We start from the raw sequence: 23149 nt of genomic DNA on the forward strand, positions 1-23149 counted from the left end.
GAAATGAGTAATTTAAATAATGGAATCGCCAATGCGATTGGGGGTAACTTCGTAAGCAATACAATGCACTCTATGCGACGCAAAATTTTTTTTGAAAATCGTGAAGATGCACTACAAAAATTACTGCACAATATGCCTTTAAATTTCTTTGAAAAGCAAGATTGTATTGTGGTTGGTATTTCTTTTGCCGGAGTTTTTTTTGCTCATCGTTTAGCGCAGACGATTAAAGCACCTCTTGCCTTTCTCTTCACCTCTCCTATTCTAGCTCCTAATAACCCAGAATGCGAAATCGCAATGGCAACTGAAACGCACGATGTTGTGATAAACGAACCTTTAGTACGGTCTTTTGGGATTAGTTTAGACTATATTTATGGTGAAGTGCAAAGACAATACGAGGACAAAATGTTGCCTCTGATTTATCAATACCGCAAAGGCAACCCGCTCATTTCCTTTAAAAACAAGCGCGTATTGCTTGTAGATGAGGGGATTGATAGCGGATTGACAGCACTTGCCTCTATCAAATCTGCCATTACTTCGCAAGCCAAAACTGTGTATTTTGCTTGTCCTGTCGCGCCCATAGATGTAGCCGAAGTAATGGACGAAGCGACAGATGGAATTTTTTGTCTTTATCGGTCTAAAAATTTTGTAGATATTGGATATTATTACAAGGATTATCCCGCCATAGAATCTTCGGTAATAGAAGAGATTTTTGATAAGATACAACCATAATTCAAGGAGAGAGAATGGGTGAAGCAAAGCTGATGTTTTTAGAAAAAGAAGAAAAATATATTTTTGATAAGTTTGCCAAAGCGGCAAATGGGAGTGTATATTACCAAAGTGGCAATAATGTTTTGCTCGCAACGATTGCGGTAGATTGTGATAGTATTGTAGAAGAGGATTTTTTACCTTTGACGGTGCAATACATTGAAAAAGCCTACGCCGCAGGAAAATTTCCCGGCGGCTATGTCAAAAGAGAAGCAAAGCCTAGCGATTTTGAAACTCTCACAGCAAGAATCATAGACCGCAGTTTGCGCCCCTTGTTTCCCAAAAATTACTGCTATCCCACACAGATTACCATTATGGTATTGAGTGCCGATAATGATTCAGATTTGCAAGTCCTTGCTTTAAACGCCGCAAGTGCAGCCTTATATGTTTCAGAGATTCCGCTCACCTTTCCTGTTAATGGCGTGCGTATTGGCAGAATCGGAGAGGAATTTATCATCAACCCAAGTCCAAGCGCACAAGAGCAAAGCACATTAGATTTGTTTGTTAGCGGTGTCAATGAGGATTTGCTGATGATTGAGATGCGCACTTTTGGCGGGGTAAAAATCCAATCTTCAAGCAATCCCTTAAGCCTGATGACAACCTTAAAAGAGGAAGAAGCCACTTCCTTTAGCGCAAATGAGCTAGAGGAGAACCAACTAATAGAGGCTTTAGAGATTGCACGCAAGCAAATTTGCGCTAAAAGTCAGCTAATGCAAGAATCCTTTGCGCCTTTTGTCAAACCGCCTTTAGAATTAGAAGGGAGAAAAAGCTTTATCTGTGAGAGAATTGCGGCGTTTATTTGTCAAAAATATTTAGAACCTTTGCGCAATATCATTGAATTTTTGTCCAAAACAGAACGTCATAGTCGCCTCAAAGCTTTTGCCGAAGAGATTATGGAGGATTGGAAGTTACAAAACCCAAATGATATAGAATCCCTAGAACAGCGCGTTCAAGAGACACTTAGCAAAGTCAAACGTATGCTGATTCGCCAAATGATACTAGACGAGGGCAAACGTGCAGATGGCAGAGGATTGAAAGAAATTCGCCCCATTAGCATAGAGACAAATATTTTGCCCAAAGCCCATTCAAGCGCACTTTTTACGAGAGGACAAACGCAAGCACTCGTAGTTTGTACCTTAGGCGGCGATATGGACGCACAAAATTACGAGTTACTAACAGAAAAAACAACCTCCAAAGAACGTTTTATGGTGCATTATAATTTCCCTCCTTTTAGTGTTGGGGAAGCAAGCAGTATCGGTGCAACAAGCAGGAGGGAGTTAGGACACGGCAATCTTGCCAAACGCGCATTGGAATGCAGTTTGATTAATGGAGATTCCAAAACAATTCGCTTGGTTTCTGAAATTTTAGAATCCAACGGCTCTTCTTCTATGGCAACCGTATGTGGCGGCTCTTTGGCATTGGCTGCTGCGGATATTGAATGCACTTCTTTGATTGCAGGGGTGGCAATGGGGCTTGTGTGCGAGGGAGAGAAATATGCGATTTTAACAGACATTATGGGCTTAGAAGACCACGATGGCGATATGGATTTTAAGGTTGCGGGAAGCACAGAGGGAATCACTGCATTACAAATGGACATTAAGCTAGGCGGATTAAACACGGAAATCTTAAAAAACGCACTTTTGCAGGCAAAAGAAGCGCGTTTGCAGATTCTAAAATTAATGGAAGGAGCCAAAAGCAAGATTATTTTAAATACAGAATCCTTACCTAGCTCCCAAGTGTTTGCAATCCACCCTAGCAAAATTGTAGAAGTCATCGGGCAAGCGGGCAAAACCATTAAAGAAATCATAGAAAAATTTGAAGTTGTGATTGATTTGAATCGCGACAATGGAGAAGTCAAAGTCAGCGGTGGAAATAAGCAAAAAGTAGATGCAGCCAAAGAACATATTATCAATATTGCAAACGCTAAAGAAAACAAACCAAATATTTACGAGCTTTATCAAGTGGGAGATATTTACACAGGCAAAGTAAAAAAAGTCGTGGAGTTTGGTGCGTTTGTAGAATTACCCCATAATTATGATGGATTATTGCATGTTTCTAAGGTTACCAATAATAGAAACGAACGCATTAGTGATTATCTCAAAGAAGGCGATGAGGTGCGTGTAGAAGTGCTTTCGCTCAATAAAAATAAAGTAGAATTAGGGCTTGTGGAATCTTAAATTAAACGAAATTTTAGCTAAACGCGTTTATAATTTTGCCTCACAAAGCAATGAGTAGGGGACAGATCCGAAAGGGCTTTGAAATTTCAAGGAGAGAAAATGAAAAAATTACTTCTAGTGTTTTTTGCATTAGCAAGCGTAGCATTTGCTGCTGAAGGTAGTGAAATGTTATTGTCTTATTCTGCGATTGCAGCAGGCGTAGGTTTGGGTATTGCCGCACTTGGTGGTGCAATTGGTATGGGTAGCACAGCAGCTGCTACAATTTCTGGTATGGCTAGAAATCCCGGTGTTGGCGGTAAATTAATGACAACAATGTTTATCGCATTGGCGATGATTGAAGCACAAGTTATTTATACTCTCGTTGTTGCTTTGATTCTACTTTATTCAAACCCATTCTTAGATTAATTCATACTTTTACCTTAGGGGCTTCCCCTAAGGTGTGCGCTGGTGGTGGAATGGTAGACACACCATCTTGAGGGGGTGGCGGGGCGACCCGTGCGAGTTCAAGTCTCGCTCAGCGCACCATTTACGAATCTTTTCTTTATTTCTTATCCCATTCCCATTGATTTATGCTAAAATTTTAACCATTAATAAAACCAAACATTGGGATAATTCAATTCCACATAAAAGAGAAACAATGTATCTACAAGAGCAATTACGAAGAACAAAAGCAAGTAAAGGTGTTTTGGCTACTTTGCCTCATAATGTGCGCGTGGGTGTTTTGCGCGATTGTGCAGAGTTGTTGTTGGAATCCCAAAGTGCGATTCTAAAAGCCAATCAAGAGGATTTAAATGCAGCAAAAGATTTTAATCTAAGCAGTGCAATGATGGAACGTTTGGAATTAAATCCCAAAAAAATTATGGGTATGGCAGAATCCTTACATCAAATTGCAGATTTTCCCGACCCACTCAATAAAATTATGGGTGGATTTACAAACCATTGTGGCTTGAGAATTGAAAAGGTAAGCGTGCCTTTAGGAGTAATTGCCACAATCTACGAATCGCGTCCTAATGTAACGAGCGATGTCGCCGCTTTGTGCTTTAAGAGTGGCAACGCCTGTGTATTAAAAGGCGGAAAAGAGGCGCAAAGAAGCAACGAAGCCATTATGCAAGTCTTTCATCAAACCTTGAAAAAATACAATTTGCCTTTGGATTGTATGGTTTTGCTTCCCTTTATGCAAGATAGGGAGGAGTTAAAAGAGCTTTTAGGCGCAAAGGATTCCATTGATTTGGTGATTCCGCGCGGAGGCGAGGGTTTGATTCGCTTTGTAACAGAATATGCAAAAGTGCCCGTGATTAAGCACGATAAGGGTGTTTGTCATATTTTTGCGCACCATACTTGCAAGATTCCAGAATCCATTGCAGTAATTGTCAATGCTAAGACTTCGCGCCCAAGCACTTGTAACGCGTGTGAGACTCTACTGATAGATGATGTGTTTGCAAAAGAGTTTTTGCCCCAAGCCGCGCAAGCCTTGAAACAAAAGGGAACGATTCTAAAAGGCGATAGAGAATCTTGTGCGATTCTAAAGTCTTGCGGAATCGTATGTGAGGAAATTCTATTAGAGGATTACCATAGAGAATATGGGGAGAATATTTTAAATCTACGCATTGTTAAGGGGCTTGAGGAAGCATTAGAGCATATTGAAGAGTTTGGTAGTGGGCATAGCGAAGCGATTTTGAGTGAGGATTATGGTACGATAGAACATTTCTTAAATGCAGTAGATTCTGCGTGTGTGTATGCGAATGCTTCTACTCGTTTTAGCGATGGGGGAGAATTTGGTTATGGGGCAGAGGTTGGAATCTCTACAACAAAAATCCACGCACGCGGTCCAATGGGCGTAGAATCCCTAACGATTTATAAATACAAAGTTTATGGCAATGGACAAGTGCGTTAGGGATTCAAGTTTTTATCTCTATGCTAGATGAGACTTCGCAAATGAAAAAGGCTTTGGGTTTAATTTTGCTTTTTGTCTTGGCAAATGCACAATCTCAAGAAAGAATTAATAGCAAAAGAATCCCAAAAACGTTCTTAAAGCATTAGAGTAGCTTTCACTTTTATGAAATCTTAGTCAAAAGCGACAAAATCAAATACCCGAGCTTTCAAATTGATAGCAGACGATTAGTCGGCAAAACAGAAACTTAATCAAAGCAGACGCTAGCAGTGTGTAGGATTGGATAATCTTTTGATTGGAAAGAGCATCAATCATACCTACATTTTTGCTTGAGCCCCTAGCAAGCTAAGAGCTTAAGCGTATCAGCAGAATCTGATTTGTCTACATACGAATCCTACGCCTCCCTTTCAAATTTCGTTGCTCTTAACTTGTCTTTCTCCTCTAATTCTGCAAACTTAATCATATCTTCTACGTTTCGGACTTTGTATAAACTTGAAGCTACTAGTGTAGAGCCATTCTCTTTTGTTAGGACAAATGTGGTTTTGCCATTTTTAAGCATTTCTTTTTGGATAAATTGTATGCCCAAATCCGCCAAAGACACGATTCCATTATTCGTTTGCATTCCTATTTGTGCAAAATCAAGTTTGTTAAGCGCATCATCATTGAGGCTCTCGCTCATTATGCTTGCTTTTTCACCTTTGCTTGTTATATTAAATTCTCCATCGCTTGTGAATAAATCCTCAAGGCTAATGTCTATTGTTCTTCCCGAATCAAATTTAAGTGTGAGCATTCCATTATCATTTAATTTCATTGCCACCACAGAATCCACATCTTTAAGCGCATTTGCATATTTGGTTGCAGTGCTAGGATTGTTTAACCCATTGTAAAATTCTTTAAACTTTTCCTCACTGAATTTCATTCCAGTGATGACTTGAAATTCACGCTCAATGGCAAGTTTTTCGCCATAATCCTTGCTATTGTAATAATTCTCATACATAGCTGAGAATCGCTCTTTTTTGTCCATTACATAGCCTTTGCTAAAATCCCCATTGCGCCCATCATAGACATTAAATCGTAATAGCTCTAAATTCTCTACTCCATTGATTCCGACTTTTTTATAGGCAAGGTTTAAGGATTTTACAAGGTCGCCATAGACTAATTGTTCTATTCCACTCTCATCTTTGTAAGTTTTCCTAAAGTCTATCCAACCACTCTCATCTGCATTGTCTTTAAACATTGTTTTGAAGTTGTGCTTTTGCTCCTCATTAAGTTGCTTGTAGCTTAATTCAGGACGGAAGAGAGAAGTGCCACTGACTTGGTCTCCTTTAACATCTTTTTGCGTATTGACAAACTTGGTTAAATCCAAAGAATTATACACATCAGTAAATTTTAAAATAACTTCTTCGCCATTAGAGTTATAGCCTCTAAGCTTTAGTTTATCAAAAAACTCATCGTCAGAGTTTAGGATTCCGTCTTGATTAATATCTAAATTAATCAATTGTCCGACATAGTCTAATGTCCCTACTCCATATTGGTCATTATCATCGTCTAAGTCTAAAAAGACTTCCATTTGCCCCACAGGAGTATTCAGGTATTTATCAGCTCCTTTAGCATTGAGATAACTAGGCATTACCCCATTATTGTCAAAAAGCTTCCTATCCGCAGAGTATGCAGCATATCCAGAAAAGTTGTATTTCATTTGCCCAGTTTTTGGGTCGTGTGTAACGCTAGTAGAATAAAAATTTTCGGTAAAATAATTTGCCTTGTTGGCATTCAAACCATAACCAGAATTTAAACCTAAAATACTATCCACACGCACTCTAACTTGTCCTGCTTTGGCTTCGCGTTCTGCCTTTGCCTGTGCTTCTGCACTTTGTTGCCTTAGCTCATCAGTTATTTTGACTAAGCCATTATTACCTTTGATTTGACTATTCAAATCACCTAAATCGCGCATATTTACGCTTGTCATATCTATTCTATTCATCACAGCCATAGTTTGCTCCTTGTCTATTAACTCGCCAATCAATAGGGATAAATTCCACCTCTTGCACTCTTGGCAATCTTTGCTCGTTCGTTCTGCGAAATCTTAATCGCAGATTTACTTTCCTTTGGGAAATTCTGTAACATTTCCTTTGCTTCTTTGCCACTTAGGGCTTCACTTAATTGCACTTTTGGTTGTGTTTGCGCAAAGAGCAAAGCACTTAACATACTAGAGAATGCTAGACAAACTAACGATTTCTTAAGCACTTAACCCTCCTCCATTTAAGATACTATTTATTATATCGGTTTTTTGGGGAAAAAGTTAAGAGAAAGTTATCTTGGAATTTAAGGTGAAGCAAGTTGTCATCTTGTGAGATAAAACTAAATGAAAAACATTGGCGACCCTTGGAAGATTTGAACTTCCGTATATGCCGTGAAAGAGCATTATCCTTGGCCACTAGATGAAAGGGTCGTGCGAATTTTAACATATTTCTTGCGACTTGTATAAAGTTTGTATGCTAAAATTTCGTTTATCTAAAACTCCAAAAAGAGAGAAAATGTCGTCTATTCCTTATGATTTCAGTCATCAAAACACCACTTTAGTGCATATTTGTTGCAGCGTTGATAGTCATCATTTCCTAACCCAACTACAAAAAATCTATCCCAATAAGCATTTTTGCGGATTTTTCTATAACCCCAATATCCACCCCTACGAAGAATATCAACTGCGCCTAGAAGATGTTAAACGCAGTTGTGAAGCACTTGGGATTCCGCTTATTGTAGGAGAATATGACGACAAAGAATGGCTAGCAAACGCCAAAGGATTAGAAAACGCACCAGAAAAGGGAGAGCGGTGTAGCTTCTGCTTTGACTTTCGTTTAAGCAAAACAGCGCAAATTGCGCAAAAGACACATTGCACAGAATTTACGACTACCCTACTCGCAAGCCCGATGAAATCTCAAGCGGAACTCTTTGCGCAAGGAGAGACGATTGCAAGAAGTTGGAATCTTAACTTCCTGCCTCTTGATGTGCGAAGCAAAGGGGGCACAAAAGTGCAAAATGAACTTGCTAAAAATGCGAAACTCTACCGCCAAAATTATTGTGGTTGTATTTTTGCCCTCAAAGCCCAACGCAACAAACCCCAAAGAGTCGCATTAGAACTCCTCTCATCTTTAAGCACGCCACAAGGAATGAGGAATCTCCCCTCTTTGCGATTCCACAATTTCCAAACACGCGCAAAACTAGAGAAGCAATGCCAACCCTACCAAATCATCAAACGCAAAGTTTCCCGCTATGTGCTGCTTCAGGGCAAACTCACTTGCCAAGAGCGCACGATTCCTAGTTTTATTTGCAGTTATTCTCTGCTCACAAAACCTGCCAAAGCACGTATAGAATTTTGGCATAATGGAATCGGATATGCCAACAAAGAAGGGATTTTATTGCTTCTTTTTAAAAATTTCAAGACAATTCTAAACAAACCCGATTTTGCAACGCTTTTGCGTGAGGGGTTGGACGAGGAAGTGCAACTCTTGCTACGACACAAGCTCTATCCTTATGGGTTTTTGACTTCCCCGATTCTGATTATAGAGCGACCCATTGAGGACTTTATGCTTGAGATTTCCTCCATAATGCAAGAAGAAATGCTAGAGGATTTCCTCCCTTTGTAAAAAATCATCAAAAATGCTAAAATTTCGGCTTAAAATTTGGCAAAGGAATAAAAATGTTTGAACGCATTGACGGAATTTTGCGTGAGATTGAGGAAGCACAAGCAGAGATTCAGCTGCTTTTAGGAATCGCAAAGATTTCTTTCGTGGATTATATTATGATTAAACGCGGCTCGCAAGATATGCCAGAGGAGCTTGGCGCGTGGAATCTCCAACAAATTGACAACGAAGTATCCCGCCTCAAAGACGCGATTGATACACTCAATAAAATCAAAAAAGAAGTCCTCACTTGGTAAGAATCCCAAAAGACTTTTAGGCTTGACTTAAGGAAAAGAATGCAATCAAAAATGCAAGAACAATTCGCCCATACCAAGCATTATTTCGCGCTTGCCAAAAAGGACATTTTCACGCCGTATTTATTGGGGCTTACCTTTTTGCCTTTGTTGGTTGCTCTTGCTTTTTGGGGTGCGATTCTTTATTTTTTTGGTAGTGATTGGTATGCAATGCTCTATCATTACTTCTACCTAGACTTAAACATTTCTATTGTATGGCTTGCTTGGATTCAAAATAGCTTGGACTATATCATCAAAACAACTATTTTTATTTTTTTGGCTTTTGCGTTTTTGGTGTTATCACTCTTACTCACACTCATCATTTGTTCCTTTTTAGCACCTTTTGTCGTTGATTTTGTGCGCAATCAACATTACCCCACCGCCTCACTTGATGGCAACACCAATGCGATAATTTCTCTTTTGTCCCTGCTAGGGATTTATCTCTTGTATTTTTTCTTTTTAGTGCTTTTGTTACCCTTTTATTTTGTGCCATTTGTGGGTTCTTTCGTGATTTTATTGCCAAACTTTTGGCTATTTTCTAAAACACTAGTTGCCGATGTGGGGGAAGGGATTTTTGAAAAACACGAGTTGAAGCGCATTAAGTCGGAGAAAAAAACCCAAATCCGCAATGTAACTTTGCCTCTGTATGGATTAAGCTTGATTCCAATTTTGGGATTCTTTGTGCCTGTGTTTGCGCTCACAACTTTGACACATTTGTTTTTTCATCTTAAAAATAATGTTTAAGGAATGCCAATGGAAATGCAATTACAGATTGAGCGGGCGATTCTAAGCTCCATTTTGTTTGACCCAGAGCAATTAGATGTGATTGCAGAATCCCTAGTGGCAGAGGATTTCGCCTACACTCCACACCAAAACATCTTTGCCGCAATGCTAGAACTCCGCTATACTGACCGACCCATTGATGAAGAGTTTATCCTCAAGCTTTCAACCAAAACGCGCCCTATCACACAAGAAGAGATTCTAAATATCCTCACCACAAGCCCCATTAGTGATTTGAAGTCTTATGTCAATGAAGTCTTGGAATCCTCTACCAAACGCAAACTGCATTCCTTTGCAATGAAAATCAATCAAAGCGCAAGTGATGAAGAAACAAGTTCTAAAGAAATTATAGACTATCTCCAAAGCGAGCTTTATAAGATTACTAATACCCACGATATGCGAGGATTTCAGGATTCTAAAACAATCATTCAATCCACTTTAAAATATGTAGAGGAGATGAAAAAGCGCGGGAATAATCTCCTCATCGGTGTAGATACAGGCTTTGCGGGTTTAAACAAAATGACGACAGGCTTTGGCAAGGGTGATTTAATCATTGTCGCGGCGCGTCCTGCGATGGGCAAAACAACGCTTGTATTAAATATGGCTCAAAAAGCACTAGATACGGGCAGAGGCGTAGCGTTTTTTAGCCTTGAAATGCCCGCGGAACAATTAATGCTAAGAATGCTTGCGGCAAAAACTTCTATCGCCTTACAAAACTTGCGTGTAGGGAATCTGCAAGATGAGGAATGGAGCAATCTTACGCGTGCGGCAGAGATAATGAGCCAATCGCCTTTGTTTATTGATGATAATAGTTTGCTTACGATTCATCAATTAAGAACCAAACTTAGAAAAATCAAATCCAAACACCCAGAAATTGGGCTTGCCGTGATTGACTATTTGCAGCTAATGAGCAGCGCAAGCAATAAAGACAGACACCAAGAAGTCAGCGAAATCAGTCGCGGACTCAAGATGATTGCGCGCGAATTAGAGATTCCTATTATCGCGCTCTCACAACTGAATCGCAGCCTAGAAAGTAGGAGCGACCGCCGCCCGATGCTTTCAGATTTGCGAGAATCGGGCTCTATTGAACAAGACGCGGATATTATTTTGTTTGTCTATCGCGATGCAGTCTATAAACAAAAAGATGAAAAAGAAAAAGAAGAAGCGGCAAAGAAAGAGAATAAAGAATACAAGAGTACTTATGTCCCTCGCAATGAGGAGGAAGCAGAAATCATCATCGGCAAGCAGCGCAATGGTCCTACCGGCGTAGTGAAATTAACCTTTCATAAGCATTGCACGCGTTTTGTGGATTTGGCAGATTCCAACCCCACACTTGAAATCGTTTATGAAAGAACCGCTCAAAATACACAAACGCAATTCATACCACCAGAGAATCCCAAGCCTACGAATCCTAGCCCAATTGATATGCCGCAAATTTAAGCAAAATGCAAAGATTTTAGCTTTTGATTAATTGCACCATTTCTTTAATCGCATTTTCAAGCCCGCTAAAGATTGCGCGCGCGATAATGCTTTGTCCGATGTTAAGCTCAACGATTTCGGGAATAGATAGAATCGGGGCAAGATTAATGTAGTTTAGCCCGTGTCCTGCGGCAACTTCCAGCCCTAGAGATTTCGCCTCTCTTGCGGCATTACGCAAACTTTCTATGGAATCTTGCAATTTCTCTTTTAGCTCTTGTCGTGGCAGCCTTAGCGATTCTATCGCATTGTGCATAGAGGGCAGATTGGAATTTAACATCAAATGCAAATTAGCATAAGAACCGGTATGCAGTTCTACCATTTGTGCGCCCACTTCTTTGGAAGCGCGGATTTGTTCAAGGTGTGTGTCAATAAATAGCGAAACTTCCACGCCTTTTTCCTTAAAATCGCGTGTAATCTCTGCGATTCTCTTTTGATTACCTAGAATGTCCAATCCTCCCTCTGTTGTAATCTCCGCACGATTTTCAGGCACAAGCGTAATGCGGTGGGGTGTTAATTCTAACAAATAATCAATAATTTGCGGATTGATGGAACATTCCACATTGACAGGCAAAAAGGAATTTTCACATACGCGTTTGACATCTAAATCGTGCATATGTCTGCGGTCTTCTCGCAAATGCAAGGTAATTTGGTCTGCGCCAGAACGTTTTGCGATAAAGACTGCCTCTAGCGGGTCAGGGTCATTAATTTTACGCGCTTGCCTCAAAGTTGCAATATGGTCAATATTTACTCCAAGTAGCATTATCGCCCCTTTAAATTGTGAAGTATAAATTTGGATTCTAACCAAAATTACTTTAAAATAATAAATTCAAAATTTAAAGGAATGCAAAATGATAATGGTCTTTGATTGTGAGACGATTTTAGATACTGCTTTAGTCCAAAAAGGATTCCAACAAGAATTTCAAACACGCGATATTGATATAGAATCCCTAGATGATTTGGAGATAAGTCAAACTGCAATGGCAATCCAAAAAGAGTTAAGTGGCACAGAATTTTTGCCCGTTTGCTACCATCAAGTCATCAGTATTGCGGCAGTCTTTTGCGATGACTTCGGACGCTTCATTAAAGTAGGAAACTTTAAAAGTAGCGGGGATTCCAAAGAAATGCGCGAAAAATCACTCATTCAAGCCTTTTTAGACTACCTCAACAAACACCAACCCAAACTCGTTAGCTACAATGGCAGGGGATTTGATTTGCCAATGCTGCTTTTACGCGCAATGAAATACAAACTCAACGCCAACGCCTACTTTGAAGAAAATAATCCCCAATTCAACAAAAGCAAATGGGAAAATTATCGGCAGCGGTATTGCGAACGATTCCATATTGATTTGCTAGAAAGCTTAGGTAACTATGGCAGTGTGCGGAATCTCAAACTAGATATATTGGCAAACTTAGTCGGATTTCCGGGCAAATATGACACAAATGGTGCGCAAGTGCTTCAAATGTATTATGCAGGACAACAAGAAAAAATTGATGAATATTGCCAAAGTGATGTTTTAAATACCTATGGTTTATACCTTAACTACGAATTGCTCAAGGGAAATTTGACTCTGGAGGATTATCAGAGCATTTTGAATGCTTGGAGAGAAAATTTGCCGCAAGATATGGGTTATTATTCTGTATTTTTTGATACAATTAGTGCCCAAATAGAATCTTAAACTTAAGGAATGATAAATGTTATCCAAAGACATTGCAAACTTTAGCGAAATGCGTTATGAGATTCGCGCATATTTGTGCTTTTTAATGCAGCGCAATATCAAAAACCATTTGCCCCATATTGAACTCAATAAAATTGTAGATGGGGTTCAAAAAATAGAAAAAGAGGTGGGGATTTTTGAATTAATCTATGTGTTAGACGCGAGCGGGGCTTTAGTGCTAGATGGAATCTCTAAAGATTCCAAAATAGAGTGCAAAAAGGGAGAAAACCACAATGAACGCGCCTATTTTTATCGTGCAATCAAAGAAAAAAAATGTATCTTAACTGACCCTTATCCCTCTTTGGCAAGCGGAAATCTCGTCATTACCGTCTCTTATCCGCTCTATAATGACAAAGGCGAGCTTGCGTATGTCGTCTGTATGGACGTGCGCTTAGAACGTAGTTTGGAGCTCGTACGCCCTACGCCTTTGTTTGGAATTTCTTTTGCGATTGGCAAATGCGTCTATTTTCTTATGGCTTTATCGCTCTTTTTGGTTTGCTCTTTATTGCTTGTTAAGGGTAGCATTAGCCTATGGGAAGCCTTATGTCGCTTTCAGGGCTTGGAAGTTTTAGACATTAAAGATGTCTTTGAAGCTACGATTCTAATCACTCTAAGTTTGGCTATCTTTGACCTCGTGCGCGCAATCTTTGAAGAGGAAGTTTTAGGACGGCATAAATCACAAGATTCTAAAGTCGTGCATAAAACAATGACACGATTCTTGGGCTCTATTGTGATTGCCTTAGCGATTGAATCCTTAATGCTCGTCTTTAAATTCGCTATCACCGCGCCAGAAAAACTACTCTATGCGGTTTATTTGATTGGGGCGGTTACTTGTTTGCTCGTGGGGTTAGCCTCATATGTCAAACTTACCGCAAGCCTAAAACAAGATTAAATATGCTTGGCATTGTCAATTATGGAATCGGCAATCTTGCAAGTGTTCAAAATGCACTTTACAAGATTGGCGCAACAGCCATTATCACGCAAGACCCAGAAAGTCTCAAAACCTATGACCATTTAATTTTGCCCGGAGTGGGAGCATTTGGCGATGCGATGCAACACTTAAAGCATAATGGAATGCAAGAAGCCGTGCTAGAGTTTGCCAAAAGTGGCAAACCATTACTTGGAATCTGCTTGGGTATGCAGCTACTCTTTGACAAAAGTTACGAATTTGGAGAACATTTAGGCTTAGGATTGATAGAGGGGGAGGTTATTCCATTTGAGGCAAAAGATTTGAGCGCAAATCAAAAGATTCCACAAATGGGTTGGAATTGCGTAACCATTCACCAACCCTCGCCACTTTTAAAAGGATTAGAATCGCCCTTTTATTTGTATTTTGTGCATAGTTATTATGTCAAAAATTTACAAAATGCTATTGGAATTAGCCAATATGGAACGAAATTTGCCTCCATAGTGCAAAAGGACAATGTCTTTGGAATCCAACCACACCCTGAAAAATCTCATAATGTGGGGCTTAGGATTCTACAAAACTTTATAAATCTATAAGGAGTTGTATGCAAATTATTCCGGCAATAGACTTAAAAGAGGGTTGCGCGGTGCGTTTAAAACAAGGCTTAATGGAAAGCGCAAAGGTTTATGCCAACGAGCCCGATGCACTCGCCAAACATTTTGAAGACTTGGGAGCAGAATTTTTACACATTGTGGATTTGGACGGCGCATTTGCAGGAAAGCCAAAAAATCTTGCCGTGATTGAAAAAATCTGCAAAGATTCTAAGCTTAAAATTGAAGTGGGCGGTGGAATCCGTGAGGAAGAAACGATTAAGACTTATTTAGACTTGGGTGTCTCTCGCGTGATTTTGGGTTCTATTGCGCTAAAAAATCCGCAATTCGCGCTCAATATGGCAGAAAAGTATGCCATTGTCATTGGAATTGACGCAAAAGACGGCAAAGTCGCAACAGAAGGCTGGGCTACGAGTGAAAACACTTTGGCGTGGGATTTCGCAGAGCTATTTAGAGGAAGCAAGGTGCAGGCGATTATTTGCACTGATATTGCACGTGATGGAATGCTTGGCGGATTAAATATAGAATTTACAAAAAAAATCCAAGACAAAAGTGGAATCTTCACTATTGCAAGTGGTGGATTATCCTCTGAAGCAGATTTTGAGGCACTCAAAGAAGCGGAAATTGATGGCGTAATTGTGGGAAAAGCATTTTATGAAAATAAGATTGATTTGCAAAAAGTCTTTAAACGGTTTAGTCGTAAATAAATTTTATGCTTGGATTCTTATTTTATTTAATTTTATGCTTATTTTGTGTGAAATTATGCTATTATATTCAGTTATTGTTATTTTTCAAATTTTTAATAAATTTTAATTTAAGGAGTTTGCATTGAAAATGGTCGTTGTAGATGATAGTTCCACTATGCGAAGAATTATCAAAAATACTCTTGCGAGACTTGGCTATGAAGATATTTTAGAAGGTGAGAATGGAGTTGAGGGCTGGGAAAAAATGGATTCTAATCCTGATACTAAAGTGCTTATCACGGATTGGAATATGCCCGAAATGAATGGATTAGACTTGGTCAAAAAAGTGCGTGCAGACGAACGTTTTAAAGATATTCCAATCATTATGGTTACCACAGAAGGTGGTAAGGCAGAAGTTATCACTGCATTAAAAGCAGGTGTAAATAACTATATCGTAAAGCCTTTTACCCCGCAAGTTTTAAAAGAAAAATTAGAAGTCGTTTTAGGTGTGAATGACTAATTATGGAATCCTACTACAATTGTCTAAGCGTCAAAGCGGATAATTTTCTATGGCTCTTGCAAGACAAAGCATTAGAAATTACGGGCGAGGCAATTGAAGAGATTGACAAGGGATTCATTATCCGCACAGAAAATGCCATAGAGCCAATAAAAATGCAATTACTTGCATACGCAAAAGAATTGGAAGCCATTATGGCAGAACCCATAACTCTAAAGTTTTCTGAAAAAGTTTTGAAAAATCAAGATTGGATTGCTGTCTATCGCAATTCTATCAAGCCAATAGAATGTGGCAAATATTATATTCACCCTTCGTGGTTTAAAGGAAAAGACGATAAAATCAATGTGATTATTGACCCTGCCCTTGCCTTTGGAAGCGGACATCACGAAACGACCTTTGGTTGCTTGAAAGCATTAGGCATCATAGAGCAGAGACTTCAAGAGACAAAATCTCCAAACAAAAACGAAAATAGCAATGCTCCTAAAAATGCCTCATTAGAGGCTACCCTCTCTCCCAAAAATTCCCCAAACGCGCTAAAAAACCAATGGATTTTAGATGTTGGTTGCGGAAGCGGAATCCTAAGCCTTTGCGCTAAAAAAAGCGGTGCAAAAGTTTGGGCGTGCGATACAGACGAGCTCGCAATTCAAGCGACACAAGAAAATATGACTCAAAACAACCTTGTATTAGACAAAGTTTTTTTGGGCTCACTCCACACAATCCCCAATGAAAAAGGCAAGTTTGATATTGTCATCGCAAACATTCTAGCAGACATTATTGTTGCGTTGCCATTGGAATCCTATGTGAAAAGAGAGGGATATTTGATTTTATCAGGAATTTTAGACAAATATGTGCCAAAAGTTCTTGATAAATTCAAACGATTTACAATAGTTTCCCAAGAAATTAATCAAGAATGGGCAACTTTAGTTTTACAAAACAAAGGATAATTATGCAAAAACCAAACAATAATCCCAATCCGCAAGATAAAAAACCAAACAATTTTTTTAACCAAAATCCTCTTCTAATGTTTGTTATCTTTGCAATCATCGCGATTGTTATCTTTCGTATGGTGTCTCCAGCAAGTGGAGAAGTGAGCAAATTAAGCGGGGCAACGACAACCAAAACAATTAATTACTATGAGCTCAAAAAACTCATTGAAAATAAAGAAGTAGATTTCGTAGCCATTGGACAAACCAATATCAAGGCGACATCAGAAAAAGGAGGCAGTAAAATTGCCTACAATGCCCAAAGAGTCAATCCAGACAATACATTGATTCCTCTCCTTGATGAAAAAGGCGTAGAATACACAGGATATAATGAGAGCAATTGGCTAAGTGATATGCTATTTGGTTGGGTTTTGCCTGTCTTTATTTTCTTTGCCATTTGGATGTTTTTAGCAAGCAGAATGCAAAAAAATATGGGAAGCGGAATCTTGGGGATTGGAAGCTCTAAAAAGCTTGTCAATGCAGAAAAGCCCAATGTCAAATTTGAGGATATGGCGGGTAATGCAGAAGCAAAAGATGAGGTGGTAGAGATTGTAGATTTTTTAAAGAATCCCGAACGTTATGCCGCACTCGGTGCTAAGATTCCTAAAGGAGTTCTACTTGTAGGACCTCCGGGTACGGGTAAAACTCTCCTCGCTAAAGCCGTAGCAGGCGAAGCAAATGTGCCGTTTTTCTCTGTGAGTGGAAGTAGTTTCATTGAAATGTTTGTCGGTGTGGGCGCAAGCCGTGTTCGGGATTTGTTTGAAAACGCTAAAAAAGAAGCTCCAAGCATTATTTTTATTGACGAAATTGACGCGATTGGTAAAAGTCGTGCGGCAGGTGGTATGATTAGCGGCAATGACGAGAGAGAACAAACCTTAAACCAACTCCTAGCCGAAATGGACGGATTCAACTCCGATTCCTCTCCTGTGATTGTCCTTGCGGCGACTAACAGACCTGAAGTGCTAGACCCTGCGCTTTTGCGTCCGGGTAGATTTGATAGACAAGTGCTAGTAGATAAACCGGACTTTGAAGGGCGCGTAGAGATTCTTAAAGTGCATATCAAAAATATCAAATTGGCAAAAAATGTAGATCTCTTTGAGGTAGCAAAACTTACTGCGGGGCTTGCAGGAGCGGATTTGGCAAATATTGTCAATGAAGCCGCATTGCTTGCTGGAAGAGGCAACAAAAAAGAAGTGGAACAAAGTGATTTTTTAGAAGCGGTAGAACGCGGCATTGCGGGATTAGAGAAAAAGTCGCGCAGAATCTCTCCCAAAGAGAAAAAAATCGTTGCTTATCACGAGAGCGGACACGCACTCATTGCAGAAATCACCAAAGGAGCAAAAAAGGTAACAAAAGTCTCTATCATTCCGCGTGGGCTTGCTGCGCTTGGTTACACCCTCAATACGCCAGAAGAAAACAAATATCTTATGCAAAAACACGAACTCTTGGCTGAAGTAGATGTGCTTTTAGGCGGTAGAGCAGCAGAAGATGTCTTTTTGGGTGAAATCTCAACAGGGGCAAGCAATGATTTAGAACGTGCCACAGACATTATTAAGGCAATGGTAAGCTACTATGGAATGACAGATGTAGCGGGGCTTATGGTGCTAGAAAAACAACGCAATGTCTTTTTAAATGGCGGCTTAGGAAGCAGTAGGGAATATAGTGAAGAAATGGCGCAAAAAATGGACGCACACATTAAAGCCGTGTTAAACGAACGTTTCAATGTCGTTAAAGAATCGTTAGAAACCTATAAAGAAGCGATTGAGAATATCGTGAAAGAATTGTTTGAAAAAGAAAATATTGATGGGCAAAAGGTGCGTGAAATTATTAGTGAATATGAAAAGGCGCATCATTTAGAAAGTAGAATCGTTGTAGAAGAAAAAGAAGAAGCCTAAGGAGAATTGATGAAAACAACCACAGAATTTATTGCAAAAGAGGGCTGGAAACCTATTGGCATAGGAGCATTTCTATTGTTGCTTTGTTGGTTGTTGGATTGGGAGATTCTTGGATTCCTTTGTTTCATCGTGTTTGCTTGCTTAATCTATTTTTATAGAAACACCGAACGAATGCTAGAAGACAATGCGAGCGATTCTATTCTATCTCCCATAGACGGAATCATTAAAAATATAGAAAACAAATCCGATGGAATCTACTTGCAAATTCACAAGCCTATTTGTTTTTGTGGTATGCTTAGAATGCCTCTGGCAAATCTTGGAAAGTGCGGAGAAGCTTTAAAAACCGAACACATCAAAGGATTAAAAAACGGCGATGAAATCACAGGAGAACGGATTACAATTACTTTTCATCGTGTAATCCATAAAGATTTAGATTCCAATACAACGCTTAGTTTAACACTTTTTCCCAAATATTTCGCTCAAACTTCTTTGTATCTTTGGGATTCTAACTTTAGATTAGGGGAACGTATTGGGTTTTTTCTCAATGGCAAGGCGATTCTAAAAATCCCACTTAATTCCGAAGTGAGAGTTAATATCAATGATAAAGTATTAGGCGGCAAAACATTGCTTGGCAAGACAAAATCAACACCAAGCCAATGAGGTTTAAGCCAAAATTTATGAGGCAAACCTCAAAATGGAGTAAAAAATAAATGAAAATTAATCCATTGTATATTTTACCAAACTTCTTTACGGGTGCTAGTATTTACATAGGAATCTTAGCAGTTGCCTATGCTTTTGTTGAACGTTTTGAGCTTGCGTGTTGGCTTGTGCTTGTCAGCCTTATCTTTGATGGATTAGATGGACGTGTTGCGCGTTTAACGGGCACGACAAGTAAATTTGGTGTGGAGTTTGACTCCTTAGCAGATGTTGTTGCTTTTGGCGTAGCCCCCGCAATGATTTTGTTTTTTTATGGCGGATTCCATTATGGTAAATTTGGTGTAGTCGTCGCAGGATTGTATGTTGTCTTTGGGGCAATTCGCTTGGCACGTTTTAATGTAACCACTAACAACAATGAACCCAATGTTTTTATTGGGCTTCCAATTCCCTCTGCGGCGGTTTTTGTAGTGAGTTGGTTGCTCTTTGAAATGGAGCTTAGCAAGCAATATCCGCAATATCCTGAAAGCATTTTTTTGCTTCCCTTAATGGTTACAAGCCTGATTATTGCATTTTTAATGGTGAGTAATGTGCGCTATCCTAGCTTCAAGAAAATGAGTTTTGAGAAAATCAGTTTTGGTAAAATTATCGTATTGATGATGATTATCCTAGCGATTTTATTTATTTACCCCATTTATACGATTGTAACTTTAATTAGTGGCTATGTTTGCTTTGGTCCCGCGCGTGCAACTTATTATCTTTACCTCAAATATTTCAGCAAAGAATCCCGTAAGGAATAAAAATGCGTATGCGATTCTATACTTATTATAGTCGGACAAAAAACCTCTTAACACTTTCTATGCTCTCTCCACTGGGGGCATTTTAGAATCTCATCAACAATAAATTTATATTAAGGATTAAATAATGGAAATGATTAAAATTTTTGATACCACTTTAAGAGACGGCGAGCAAAGCCCCGGGGCTTCAATGAATACAGAAGAAAAAATCAAGCTTGCTTTAGCATTAGAACGTTTAGGCGTAGATATTATTGAGGCTGGATTTGCCGCGGCAAGTCCGGGGGATTTTGAAGCAATCAATAGAATCTCTGAAGTCGTCCATAATAGCACGATTTGTTCTCTCGCAAGAGCTGTGCCAAAAGACATTGAAAGTGCAGCAAAGGCTTTAGAAAAGGCAAAATCAAAGCGAATCCATACCTTTATCGCTACAAGCCCAATCCATATGGAGTTTAAACTCAAAATGCAGCCTAATGAAGTCATCAAACGCGCAGTAGAAGCGGTGAGTTTAGCGAAAAGCCTATGCGAAGATGTGGAGTTTAGTTGCGAAGACGCAAGCAGGAGTGATTTAGGATTCTTAAAAGAAATCACACACGCAGTCATTGAAGCGGGTGCAAAAACATTAAATTTGCCCGATACGGTAGGTTATAGATTGCCCCAAGAATTAGGTGCAATGATTCGTGAATTAAAGGCTTTTGTAGGAAATCGCGCGATTCTCTCTGTGCATTGTCATAATGACTTAGGGCTTGCCGTAGCAAACTCTATTGCAGGAATTGAAAATGGCGCAAGACAAGTGGAATGCACGATTAATGGCTTGGGCGAACGCGCAGGAAACACCGCATTAGAAGAAGTGGTAATGATTCTAAAAACGCGCAAAGACAGATTCAATGGGCTAGATACGCGCATTAACACGAAAGAAATTTATGCGTGCAGCAAATTAGTCTCCGATATTACAGGAATCCGTCCGCAGCCCAATAAGGCGATTGTCGGCAAAAATGCCTTTGCACACGAGAGCGGAATCCACCAAGATGGTATGTTAAAACATCGTGAAACTTACGAGATTATGCGTGCAAGTGATATTGGAATCCCAGAGAATAATGGCTTGGTTCTTGGCAAACATAGCGGACGCGCGGCATTCAGAGACAAACTTGCCAATATGGGATTTGGCGAGATTCCACAAGAAACACTAGACAAGGCATTTGAAAGATTCAAAGTCCTATGCGACCGCAAAAAAGAAGTGTATGATGAGGATATTCGCTCCATTATGACAGAGGAAGCAACCAAGATTCCGCAAGTCTTTGAACTCTTGGGAATGCAGATTAGCAGTTGCTCTAAGGGTGTGCCTCACGCGGCAATTTCTATCCAAAAAGACGGAGAAACAAAAATAGACGCAGCCATTGGTAATGGAAGTGTAGATGCGATTCTCAAAACCATTGATAGAATCAGCGGACATCAAGGAATCTTGAAAGATTATAAAGTAGAAGCCGTCAGTGAGGGCAAAGACGCCCTTGCTAAAGTCGTTGTCAAGGTAGAATTTGACCCTACCAAACCTGCTGTGATTGGGCACGGATTGCATTTAGATACAATGCAGGCAACTGCAAAAGCTTATCTTGGAGCACTCAATAGCTATTTGTCTATGCGTGAGCTCATCACGAATAAAACAATTTGTTAGCATTTAGCAAGCTATTAGATAAGTTGCGCTAAAATGCGCAGAATTTTTAAGTTTTATCAACAAATTTAAGGAAACCTATGAGTGGAATTTTATTGGTATTGCAGTTTGTATTGGCAATTCTCATTACAACAATTGTGCTATTGCAAAAGAGTTCAAGCATTGGGCTTGGCGCATATAGTGGAAGCAACGAAAGTTTATTTGGTGCTAAAGGACCGGCGGGATTCCTAGCCAAGCTTACTTTTGGGCTTGGATTATTGTTTGTTATCAACACGATTGCATTAAGTTATCTTTATGTTCAAGATTCTAAAAGATCCATTATTGATGAAGCGGCTATTCCCGAGATTCCAACGCCTAGCTTGCCACAAGGCTCTACAACTCCGAGTGCGCCTGCGGCTCCTGCTGCACCTAGCAATACAGAATCTAATTAAAGGGGAATCTTATGGATTTGCAAGAAATCTACAAACACACAAAAGAAACAATGGCAAAAAGCATTGAATCAATGAAAAAAGAGTTTGGCACTCTGCGCAGCGGGAAAGTTTCTGTTGCGATTTTAGACCATATCCGCATTGATTATTATGATACTCCCACTCCACTCAATCAAGTAGGTTCTGTGATTGCACAAGATGCAAGCACGATTGTCATTACTCCTTGGGAAAAGAATTTACTCAAAGACATTGAACGCGCAATCCAAGAGGCAAATATCGGTGTCAATCCCAATAATGACGGCGAAGTGATTAAACTCTTTTTCCCTCCAATGACAAGTGAACAACGTAAAGAAATCGCAAAGGAAGCTAAAAATATCGGCGAAAAATCAAAAGTTGCGATTCGGAATATTCGCAAGGATTCTAATGACAAAATCAAAAAACTAGAGAAAGACAAGGCAATCAGCGAAGACGAATCCAAAAAAGGGCAAGACGAGATTCAAAAATTTACCGATGAGGCAGTCAAAAAGATTGATGAACTCGTCAAGCACAAAGAAGAAGAGTTGCTCAAAATCTAGTTTCGCGCTATTCAAGGAATCCACGATGAATATCACACAAATCTATAAGAATGCCAACGCACTTTTAGAGGGGCATTTTTTGCTTAGTAGCGGGAGACATTCACCCTTTTACTTGCAATCTGCAAAAGTGCTAGAAAATCCAAAAGTGGCACAAGAGCTAGCTACTGCTTTAGCACAAATCATCAAAGATTCTGCATTGCAAGTGGATTGCGTGTGCTCTCCAGCACTCGGCGGAATCTTAGCGGGCTATGAGCTTGCACGCGCACTTGAAGTGCGTTTTATCTTTACAGAACGTGTCAATGGAGTGATGACTTTAAGGCGAGGATTTGAAGTTAAAGAGGATGAGAAAATTCTTGTCTGTGAAGACATTATCACCACAGGTGGTTCAGCTATGGAATCGGCAAAAGTCGTAGAAAATCTTGGCGCAAAAGTCGTGGGATATGCTGCGTTGGCAAATCGTGGCATTTGCAATCGCTACCAAAGCCCCAATCACTTTGAAGCCAAAGAATGCAAACTCAATCCAAGCCTGCCGCTCTTTGCATTAGAAGATTTTGTCTTTGAAACCTTTGAAGCCGAAAATTGTCCTTTATGTCAGCAAGGCAGCACAGCAATCAAGCCCGGAAGTCGTGGGAATTAAAAACATTTGGAAT

Annotated in this window: 24 protein-coding genes and 2 tRNA genes; 22 read left to right on the forward strand and 4 right to left on the reverse strand. The window is 39.7% G+C overall.

Annotation, left to right across the window (positions count from 1 at the left end):
• Nucleotides 1–3 precede the first annotated feature (3 nt).
• From HDT10_RS02100 to HDT10_RS02120, 5 genes are all read left to right on the forward strand, one after another.
• Nucleotides 4–729: a phosphoribosyltransferase gene (locus HDT10_RS02100; protein WP_290879486.1), complete on the forward strand. Its 726-nt coding sequence runs from the start codon at nt 4–6 to the stop codon at nt 727–729.
• A gap of 14 nt (nt 730–743) precedes the next feature.
• On the forward strand, nt 744–2942 hold the full coding sequence (locus HDT10_RS02105; RefSeq protein WP_290879487.1) for a polyribonucleotide nucleotidyltransferase: 2199 nt from the start codon (nt 744–746) through the stop codon (nt 2940–2942).
• Between the two features lie 99 nt (nt 2943–3041).
• A complete protein-coding gene (locus tag HDT10_RS02110; RefSeq protein WP_290879489.1) occupies nt 3042–3347 on the forward strand; it encodes a F0F1 ATP synthase subunit C in 306 nt (101 codons plus the stop codon).
• A gap of 36 nt (nt 3348–3383) precedes the next feature.
• Nucleotides 3384–3467, forward strand: a tRNA-Leu gene (locus HDT10_RS02115).
• Nucleotides 3468–3579: 112 nt separating this feature from the next.
• On the forward strand, nt 3580–4836 hold the full coding sequence (locus HDT10_RS02120; protein ID WP_290879491.1) for a glutamate-5-semialdehyde dehydrogenase: 1257 nt from the start codon (nt 3580–3582) through the stop codon (nt 4834–4836).
• Nucleotides 4837–5227: 391 nt separating this feature from the next.
• On the opposite strand, the gene HDT10_RS02125 is transcribed toward HDT10_RS02120, so the two are convergent.
• The 3 genes from HDT10_RS02125 to HDT10_RS02135 all read right to left on the reverse strand — a co-directional run bounded on the left by HDT10_RS02125 (nt 5228) and on the right by HDT10_RS02135 (nt 7285).
• A complete protein-coding gene (locus tag HDT10_RS02125; protein WP_290879493.1) occupies nt 5228–6826 on the reverse strand; it encodes a hypothetical protein in 1599 nt (532 codons plus the stop codon).
• A gap of 29 nt (nt 6827–6855) precedes the next feature.
• On the reverse strand, nt 6856–7080 hold the full coding sequence (locus HDT10_RS02130; RefSeq protein WP_290879495.1) for a hypothetical protein: 225 nt from the start codon (nt 7078–7080) through the stop codon (nt 6856–6858).
• A gap of 129 nt (nt 7081–7209) precedes the next feature.
• Nucleotides 7210–7285 (reverse strand) — tRNA-Glu (locus HDT10_RS02135).
• A gap of 85 nt (nt 7286–7370) precedes the next feature.
• On the opposite strand from HDT10_RS02135, the gene HDT10_RS02140 reads away from it, so the two are divergent.
• From HDT10_RS02140 to HDT10_RS02155, 4 genes are read left to right on the forward strand one after another with little or no spacing between them, the layout of a single operon-like run.
• On the forward strand, nt 7371–8480 hold the full coding sequence (locus HDT10_RS02140) for an epoxyqueuosine reductase QueH (protein ID WP_290879497.1): 1110 nt from the start codon (nt 7371–7373) through the stop codon (nt 8478–8480).
• Nucleotides 8481–8533: 53 nt separating this feature from the next.
• Complete coding sequence (locus HDT10_RS02145) at nt 8534–8773, forward strand: DUF2443 domain-containing protein (protein WP_290879499.1); 240 nt, start codon at nt 8534–8536, stop codon at nt 8771–8773.
• A 39-nt stretch (nt 8774–8812) separates the two neighbouring features.
• Nucleotides 8813–9553 (forward strand): EI24 domain-containing protein, encoded by a 741-nt coding sequence (locus tag HDT10_RS02150; RefSeq protein WP_290879500.1) that lies wholly within the window; start codon nt 8813–8815, stop codon nt 9551–9553.
• 15 nt (nt 9554–9568) lie between these two features.
• On the forward strand, nt 9569–11029 hold the full coding sequence (locus HDT10_RS02155) for a replicative DNA helicase (RefSeq protein ID WP_290879556.1): 1461 nt from the start codon (nt 9569–9571) through the stop codon (nt 11027–11029).
• 16 nt (nt 11030–11045) lie between these two features.
• On the opposite strand, the gene HDT10_RS02160 is transcribed toward HDT10_RS02155, so the two are convergent.
• Nucleotides 11046–11828 (reverse strand): pyridoxine 5'-phosphate synthase, encoded by a 783-nt coding sequence (locus HDT10_RS02160; protein ID WP_290879501.1) that lies wholly within the window; start codon nt 11826–11828, stop codon nt 11046–11048.
• 88 nt (nt 11829–11916) lie between these two features.
• On the opposite strand from HDT10_RS02160, the gene HDT10_RS02165 reads away from it, so the two are divergent.
• The 13 genes from HDT10_RS02165 to pyrE all read left to right on the forward strand — a co-directional run bounded on the left by HDT10_RS02165 (nt 11917) and on the right by pyrE (nt 23136).
• Nucleotides 11917–12744, forward strand: a complete 828-nt coding sequence (locus tag HDT10_RS02165) for a 3'-5' exonuclease (protein WP_290879502.1) — start codon at nt 11917–11919, stop codon at nt 12742–12744.
• 16 nt (nt 12745–12760) lie between these two features.
• Nucleotides 12761–13675 carry a PDC sensor domain-containing protein gene (locus tag HDT10_RS02170; protein ID WP_290879503.1) on the forward strand — a complete coding sequence of 305 codons (915 nt, stop codon included), beginning with the start codon at nt 12761–12763 and terminating at the stop codon, nt 13673–13675.
• Nucleotides 13676–13677: 2 nt separating this feature from the next.
• Nucleotides 13678–14286 carry an imidazole glycerol phosphate synthase subunit HisH gene (gene hisH, locus HDT10_RS02175; RefSeq protein WP_290879504.1) on the forward strand — a complete coding sequence of 203 codons (609 nt, stop codon included), beginning with the start codon at nt 13678–13680 and terminating at the stop codon, nt 14284–14286.
• Between the two features lie 8 nt (nt 14287–14294).
• Complete coding sequence (hisA, locus tag HDT10_RS02180; RefSeq protein ID WP_290879505.1) at nt 14295–15008, forward strand: 1-(5-phosphoribosyl)-5-[(5-phosphoribosylamino)methylideneamino]imidazole-4-carboxamide isomerase; 714 nt, start codon at nt 14295–14297, stop codon at nt 15006–15008.
• 121 nt (nt 15009–15129) lie between these two features.
• Nucleotides 15130–15504 (forward strand): chemotaxis response regulator CheY, encoded by a 375-nt coding sequence (locus HDT10_RS02185; RefSeq protein WP_290879507.1) that lies wholly within the window; start codon nt 15130–15132, stop codon nt 15502–15504.
• A gap of 2 nt (nt 15505–15506) precedes the next feature.
• On the forward strand, nt 15507–16445 hold the full coding sequence (locus tag HDT10_RS02190) for a 50S ribosomal protein L11 methyltransferase (protein ID WP_290879509.1): 939 nt from the start codon (nt 15507–15509) through the stop codon (nt 16443–16445).
• 2 nt (nt 16446–16447) lie between these two features.
• Nucleotides 16448–18379 (forward strand): ATP-dependent zinc metalloprotease FtsH, encoded by a 1932-nt coding sequence (ftsH, locus tag HDT10_RS02195; RefSeq protein WP_290879510.1) that lies wholly within the window; start codon nt 16448–16450, stop codon nt 18377–18379.
• A 9-nt stretch (nt 18380–18388) separates the two neighbouring features.
• Nucleotides 18389–19039, forward strand: a complete 651-nt coding sequence (locus tag HDT10_RS02200; protein ID WP_290879511.1) for a hypothetical protein — start codon at nt 18389–18391, stop codon at nt 19037–19039.
• A 50-nt stretch (nt 19040–19089) separates the two neighbouring features.
• Nucleotides 19090–19833 carry a CDP-diacylglycerol--serine O-phosphatidyltransferase gene (gene pssA / locus HDT10_RS02205; protein ID WP_290879512.1) on the forward strand — a complete coding sequence of 248 codons (744 nt, stop codon included), beginning with the start codon at nt 19090–19092 and terminating at the stop codon, nt 19831–19833.
• Nucleotides 19834–19957: 124 nt separating this feature from the next.
• Nucleotides 19958–21499: a 2-isopropylmalate synthase gene (locus HDT10_RS02210; RefSeq protein ID WP_290879513.1), complete on the forward strand. Its 1542-nt coding sequence runs from the start codon at nt 19958–19960 to the stop codon at nt 21497–21499.
• A 77-nt stretch (nt 21500–21576) separates the two neighbouring features.
• Nucleotides 21577–21927, forward strand: a complete 351-nt coding sequence (gene secG, locus HDT10_RS02215; RefSeq protein WP_290879514.1) for a preprotein translocase subunit SecG — start codon at nt 21577–21579, stop codon at nt 21925–21927.
• 11 nt (nt 21928–21938) lie between these two features.
• Nucleotides 21939–22499 (forward strand): ribosome recycling factor, encoded by a 561-nt coding sequence (frr, locus tag HDT10_RS02220; RefSeq protein ID WP_290879516.1) that lies wholly within the window; start codon nt 21939–21941, stop codon nt 22497–22499.
• A gap of 25 nt (nt 22500–22524) precedes the next feature.
• Nucleotides 22525–23136 carry an orotate phosphoribosyltransferase gene (gene pyrE / locus HDT10_RS02225; protein WP_290879518.1) on the forward strand — a complete coding sequence of 204 codons (612 nt, stop codon included), beginning with the start codon at nt 22525–22527 and terminating at the stop codon, nt 23134–23136.
• Nucleotides 23137–23149 lie beyond the last annotated feature (13 nt).

The sequence above is a fragment of the Helicobacter sp. genome (assembly GCF_014799995.1).
Taxonomy (GTDB): domain Bacteria; phylum Campylobacterota; class Campylobacteria; order Campylobacterales; family Helicobacteraceae; genus Helicobacter_D.

Bases quoted from the DNA above. Each gene is read 5' to 3' on its own strand.
- pyrE (WP_290879518.1), top strand. From the start codon at position 22,525: ATGAATATCACACAAATCTATAAGAATGCCAACGCACTTTTAGAGGGG.
- pssA (WP_290879512.1), top strand. From the start codon at position 19,090: ATGAAAATTAATCCATTGTATATTTTACCAAACTTCTTTACGGGTGCT.
- hisH (WP_290879504.1), top strand. From the start codon at position 13,678: ATGCTTGGCATTGTCAATTATGGAATCGGCAATCTTGCAAGTGTTCAA.
- HDT10_RS02140 (WP_290879497.1), top strand. From the start codon at position 7,371: ATGTCGTCTATTCCTTATGATTTCAGTCATCAAAACACCACTTTAGTG.
- ftsH (WP_290879510.1), top strand. From the start codon at position 16,448: ATGCAAAAACCAAACAATAATCCCAATCCGCAAGATAAAAAACCAAAC.
- secG (WP_290879514.1), top strand. From the start codon at position 21,577: ATGAGTGGAATTTTATTGGTATTGCAGTTTGTATTGGCAATTCTCATT.
- HDT10_RS02110 (WP_290879489.1), top strand. From the start codon at position 3,042: ATGAAAAAATTACTTCTAGTGTTTTTTGCATTAGCAAGCGTAGCATTT.
- HDT10_RS02105 (WP_290879487.1), top strand. From the start codon at position 744: ATGGGTGAAGCAAAGCTGATGTTTTTAGAAAAAGAAGAAAAATATATT.
- HDT10_RS02190 (WP_290879509.1), top strand. From the start codon at position 15,507: ATGGAATCCTACTACAATTGTCTAAGCGTCAAAGCGGATAATTTTCTA.
- HDT10_RS02150 (WP_290879500.1), top strand. From the start codon at position 8,813: ATGCAATCAAAAATGCAAGAACAATTCGCCCATACCAAGCATTATTTC.
- HDT10_RS02165 (WP_290879502.1), top strand. From the start codon at position 11,917: ATGATAATGGTCTTTGATTGTGAGACGATTTTAGATACTGCTTTAGTC.
- frr (WP_290879516.1), top strand. From the start codon at position 21,939: ATGGATTTGCAAGAAATCTACAAACACACAAAAGAAACAATGGCAAAA.
- HDT10_RS02210 (WP_290879513.1), top strand. From the start codon at position 19,958: ATGGAAATGATTAAAATTTTTGATACCACTTTAAGAGACGGCGAGCAA.
- HDT10_RS02125 (WP_290879493.1), bottom strand. From the start codon at position 6,826: ATGGCTGTGATGAATAGAATAGATATGACAAGCGTAAATATGCGCGAT.
- HDT10_RS02100 (WP_290879486.1), top strand. From the start codon at position 4: ATGAGTAATTTAAATAATGGAATCGCCAATGCGATTGGGGGTAACTTC.
- HDT10_RS02160 (WP_290879501.1), bottom strand. From the start codon at position 11,828: ATGCTACTTGGAGTAAATATTGACCATATTGCAACTTTGAGGCAAGCG.
- HDT10_RS02170 (WP_290879503.1), top strand. From the start codon at position 12,761: ATGTTATCCAAAGACATTGCAAACTTTAGCGAAATGCGTTATGAGATT.
- HDT10_RS02155 (WP_290879556.1), top strand. From the start codon at position 9,569: ATGCAATTACAGATTGAGCGGGCGATTCTAAGCTCCATTTTGTTTGAC.
- hisA (WP_290879505.1), top strand. From the start codon at position 14,295: ATGCAAATTATTCCGGCAATAGACTTAAAAGAGGGTTGCGCGGTGCGT.
- HDT10_RS02120 (WP_290879491.1), top strand. From the start codon at position 3,580: ATGTATCTACAAGAGCAATTACGAAGAACAAAAGCAAGTAAAGGTGTT.
- HDT10_RS02200 (WP_290879511.1), top strand. From the start codon at position 18,389: ATGAAAACAACCACAGAATTTATTGCAAAAGAGGGCTGGAAACCTATT.
- HDT10_RS02145 (WP_290879499.1), top strand. From the start codon at position 8,534: ATGTTTGAACGCATTGACGGAATTTTGCGTGAGATTGAGGAAGCACAA.